The sequence below is a fragment of the Lentzea indica genome, assembly GCF_012184385.1.
GTDB lineage: Bacteria > Actinomycetota > Actinomycetes > Mycobacteriales > Pseudonocardiaceae > Lentzea > Lentzea indica.
Window position 1 is genome coordinate 1 of record NZ_VSRL01000425.1, and the last position, 4,416, is coordinate 4,416.

At 69.7% G+C, this 4,416-nt stretch carries 4 protein-coding genes and 2 pseudogenes; all 6 read left to right on the forward strand.

Annotation, left to right across the window (positions count from 1 at the left end):
- Positions 1-235: pseudogene (locus tag FXN61_RS47570) on the forward strand (ABC transporter ATP-binding protein); the annotation flags it as partial.
- Entirely contained in the window at positions 232-1,410 is a 1,179-nt protein-coding gene (locus tag FXN61_RS47575; RefSeq protein WP_167980356.1) for an ABC transporter permease, read from the forward strand. The pseudogene FXN61_RS47570 and the gene FXN61_RS47575, both read left to right, overlap by 4 nt.
- 73 nt (positions 1,411-1,483) lie before the next feature.
- A complete protein-coding gene (locus FXN61_RS47580) occupies positions 1,484-1,855 on the forward strand; it encodes a YciI family protein (RefSeq protein WP_167980357.1) in 372 nt (123 codons plus the stop codon).
- A pseudogene (locus tag FXN61_RS47585) lies at positions 1,852-3,047 on the forward strand (RNA polymerase sigma factor). Before FXN61_RS47580 ends, FXN61_RS47585 begins: the two are co-directional and overlap by 4 nt.
- Entirely contained in the window at positions 3,047-3,838 is a 792-nt protein-coding gene (locus FXN61_RS47590; protein WP_167980358.1) for a carboxymuconolactone decarboxylase family protein, read from the forward strand. Before FXN61_RS47585 ends, FXN61_RS47590 begins: the two are co-directional and overlap by 1 nt.
- A 66-nt stretch (positions 3,839-3,904) precedes the next feature.
- A complete protein-coding gene (locus tag FXN61_RS47595) occupies positions 3,905-4,240 on the forward strand; it encodes a VOC family protein (protein WP_167980359.1) in 336 nt (111 codons plus the stop codon).
- The last annotated feature ends 176 nt before the right edge of the window (positions 4,241-4,416 follow it).

The window sequence follows — 4,416 nt, forward strand, 5'->3', positions numbered from 1 at the left end:
CGCAGCGCGTCGCGATCGCGCGTGCGGTGGTGAACCGGCCCGCGCTGGTCCTCGCCGACGAGCCGACGGGCGCGCTGACACGGCGACCGGGCAGGCGGTGCTCGACCTCTTGCTCGATCTGAACCGGGAGGGGACGACGCTCGCGGTGATCACGCACGACCGTGAGGTGGCGGCTCGGCTGCCTCGTCAGGTCGAGATCAGGGACGGCCGCATCCGTTCGGCGGTGACGGCGTGAAACCGGCTCGGTTGAGTCCTCTCGATCTTCTCCTGCTGGGGCTCTCCCCCTTGCGCACCAGGCCGTTGCGGGCTGTCCTGTCCGCGCTGGGCATCTCCATCGGCATCGCCACCCTCGTCGTGGTCACGGGCATCCCCGCCTCCAGCCGCGCCGCCCTGATGGAGGAGTTCGCCGCGCTGGGCACCAATCTGTTGCGCGCCGAGGCCGCCACCGGTTCCAACAACGAACCCGCCTCCCTCCCACCGGACTCCGTCGCGATGGTCGAGCGCATCGGCCCGGCCGAGAAGGTCAGCGCCGTGGCCAACACCCACGCCGTCGTCCGCCGCTCCGACCGCATCCCTGACTCCGAGACGTCCGGGCTGACCGTGCTGGCCACGAACCTGAACCTCCTGGAAACGCTCAACGGCCGCGTGCACACCGGCGCGTTCCTCAACGAGGCCACCGAGAAGTTCCCGGCCGTCGTGCTGGGCGACGTCGCCGCGACCAGGCTCGGTGTCACCGCGACCGGCACCCAGGTCCGGATCAACGACACGTGGTTCACGGTGATCGGCATCCTCGACCCCCTTCCGCTCGCACCGGAGATCGAACGGTCCGCGCTGGTCGGCTGGGAAGCCGCCGAGGACCTCGGTTTCGACCAGCGGCCGACGGTGCTCTACCTCAGGGCGCAGGAGGCGGCGATCGACGACGTCCGTGCGGTGCTGCCCCCGACCGTGTACCCGCAGCAACCGTCGCAGGTACGGGTCAGCCGCCCGTCCGACGCCCTCACGGCCAAGCGGCTCACCGAGAACACCTTCTCCGCGCTGATGCTGGGCCTGGCCGCGGTGGCGCTGCTGGTCGGCGGCATCGGGGTCGCGAACACGATGGTGATCTCCGTGCTGGAACGCAAGCGCGAGATCGGGCTGCGCAGGGCGCTGGGCGCCAACCGCGGCCAGGTGCGGACGCAGTTCCTGACAGAGTCGGTCGTGCTGTGCCTGCTCGGCGGTGCCGCCGGGGTGACGCTGGGGCTGGCGGGGACGGCCGGCTACGCGGTCGCGCACGGCTGGCCTGCGGTGATCCCGATCGAGATGGTACTGGCCGGTCTCGGCGCCGCCGTTCTCACCGGGGTGGTCGCGGGCGTGTATCCCGCGGTCAGGGCGTCGCGGCTCACCCCGACGGAGGCGCTCGCCGCGCCGTGAGAAACATTGCGTGCTCGAATGTCGAGTTCCAGAAGGTTCGTTCGTCCTCAGAACGACGACTGGAGGAGCACCGATGCACTACATGTTCTTGATCTACAACTGCGAGGACCGCCCGAAGCCCGGTGATCCGCGGTTCGAGGAGATCCTCACGCGGGTCAACGCGTTCGCCGACGAGTGCCGGCGCCGTGGCGTGTTCGTGGCCGGCGACCCTCTCAAGCCCGTCAGCACCGCGACCACCGTGCGGGTGAAGGAGGGCAAGGCGATGCTCACCGACGGGCCGTTCGCCGAGACCCACGAGCATCTCGGCGGGTACTACCTGCTCAACTGCCGCGATCTCGACGAGGCGCTGGAGCTCGCCGAGATGGTCCCGCAGGCACACTTCGGCGCCACGATCGAGGTGCGCCCCGTCGACCACATCCCCGGCCTGAACCACGGGGTGGCATGAGCGACCTCGCGTCGGCCGCGGTCGAACAGGTGTACCGCGAGCACCGGACCCGGATGCTCGCGGCACTCGTGCGCGCACTCGGCGACTTCGAGCTGGCCGAGGACGCGCTGCAGGAGGCGTGCTCGCAGGCGTTGCGCAAGTGGCCGCGGTCGCAGGTGCCGGACGACCCGTTCGCGTGGCTGCTCACCGTCGCCCGCAACCACGCGCTCGACCGGCTTCGCCACGCCAAGATGGCCCGTACCAAGCTGCCCTCACCGCCACCGGACGCGGTCACGATGACCGAGAAGCAGCTGGTCAACCTGGGTGACGAGCGGCTGAGCCTGATCTTCACCTGCTGCCACCCCGCGCTCGCCGAGGACGCACGGGTGGCGCTGACGCTGCAAGCGGTGGCGGGGTTCACGGCAGCGCAGATCGCGCGGGCGTTCCTCGTCGCCGAACCCGCACTGGCCCAGCGGCTGGTCAGGGCCAAGCGCAAGATCCGCGACGCCGGCATCACCTTCGAGGTGCCGGCCGACCACCTGCTGCCCGAACGCCTGCAGGGCGTGCTCGCGGTGATCTACCTGATCTTCACCAGGGGTTACACGACGGCGGACGCGACCTGCGGCTGGAAGCACTGAGGCTGGGCAAGCTCGTCGCGACGCTGATGCCCGACGAACCGGAAGCGCACGGCCTGGTCGCGTTGATGCTGCTGCACAACTCGCGCAGCGCCGCCCGGCTCACTTCTGACGGCGACATCGTGCTGCTCGCGGACCAGGACCGCGCACTGTGGAACGTCGAGGAGATCTCCGAGGGCATGGCGCTGCTCGACCGCGCGCTGCGGTTCGGCTCCCCCGGCCCGTACGTGCTGCATGCCGCGATCGCCGCCCTGCACGTGCAGGACCCGGTCGACTGGCGCCGCGTCGCCGCCCTCTACACCGAACTTCTTTCGGTGGCACCGACTCCGGTGATCGAGCTCAACCACGCGGTCGCCGTCGCGATGACAGAAGGGCCTGATGCCGGGCTCGAGCTGATCGACGGGATCACTGGGCTGGACACCTACCACCTGCTGCACTCCGCCCGCGCCGACCTGCTGCGCCGCCTCGACCGCCGTCACGAAGCCATTGCCGCGTACCGGCTCGCGCACGAGCTCGCGGACAGTCCCGCCGACCGCCGTTTCCTCGCCGGGCGCCTGCGTTCCCTGGAGGTCTCCTGATGCGACTCACCGTCCTCGACCGCGGCCACCGGCTGCCCGCCCGCATGTTCTTCGGCTTCACGGAGCTGGTGTCACGGGTGCCGATGTCGGACGTGCCGAAAACCCTGTTGTACCGCCCGGATTTCTTCGGCGCGGTGTTCCTCGACCTGACCGCGAAGGCGATGCGCGGGCCGTCGTTCTGGACGGCGGGCGAACGCGAGTACACGGCCTTGCGCACGTCCGAGCAGCTCCGGTGCCCGTACTGCGCCGTCACGCACACCGAACTCGTCCAGATCGCCGGTGATCCGTCGCCTCTGCGGCAGGAACTTCTCGCTGTGCTGGCGTTTCTCGAGGACCTGACACCTCCGGAGGGCGTGCCGCACAACGCGGTGGTGGACGCGTTGAACGTCAGCCTGATCTTTCAGGTGGTGAACCGGCTCGCGAACGCGTTCGGGTTCGAGCTGCTGCCCGGCCAGCTGGAGTCGGGCACCCGCTCGCTGCACCGGTTCGGTTACCGGTTCCCGCGTTTCCTCACCGGCCCCGGTTCCGGCAGCCTCGCCTCGTTGCGCCACGCCGTGCTGGAAGCCCCAGCCCACACCCCGGCCGAACTCCGGCAGGCGGCCGCCGCTGGTGACGCCTGGGGCTCTTACGCGGCAACGGTTCGCACGTCGTCCTACCGCATCACCGACGAGGACATCGCGCGGCTGAAGCAGAACCACACCGAGGACGAGATCTTCGAGGTCACCGTCGCCGCGGCCGTTGGCGCCGCTCTCGACCACCACGAAACCGGTCTCAAAATTCTCGGCGGATGATGTCGAGTTCCGGTCCTCTCGCTCGTCCTTCGCTCACAGCAACGACAACCTCAAGGAGCGATCGAGATGTCCGGACAGGTCAACTGGTTCGAACTGCCCGCCGACGACACCGCGCGGGCACGGGCGTTCTACGCAGGCGTCTTCGGCTGGGAGACCAGCCCCATGGGCGAGGACTACCACGTGATCACCAACGGCGCGTCGGGCGCGATCGCGGCCAAGGACGCCCAGCTCACCCAGCCCCGCATCTACTTCCACACCACGGACATCGACGCGTCCGTGCGCAAGGTCGCCGAGCTCGGCGGCAAGAGCGACGACGTGCAGACCGTGCCCGACGTCGGCCGCATCGCCCACTGCTCCGACGACCAGGGCACGCCGTTCAGCCTGTACGAGCCGCAGAGCTGATCCGGAGCAGATGGCCCGCCTGAGCCCGGTCCGTCCTCTTCGGACCAGGCTCTGGCGGGCCTAGGCCGTGTCCTGCCAGTCTCGTCCGCGATAGTCGCGCCCGAGGGGGTTTCTGACGGCACCGCCGCGAAACCCGAATACGCCCGGTATGAGGGCTCCGCGGCGGCACCGTCAGA

Bases quoted from the DNA above. Each gene is read 5' to 3' on its own strand.
- FXN61_RS47580 (WP_167980357.1), top strand. From the start codon at position 1,484: ATGCACTACATGTTCTTGATCTACAACTGCGAGGACCGCCCGAAGCCC.
- FXN61_RS47590 (WP_167980358.1), top strand. From the start codon at position 3,047: ATGCGACTCACCGTCCTCGACCGCGGCCACCGGCTGCCCGCCCGCATG.
- FXN61_RS47595 (WP_167980359.1), top strand. From the start codon at position 3,905: ATGTCCGGACAGGTCAACTGGTTCGAACTGCCCGCCGACGACACCGCG.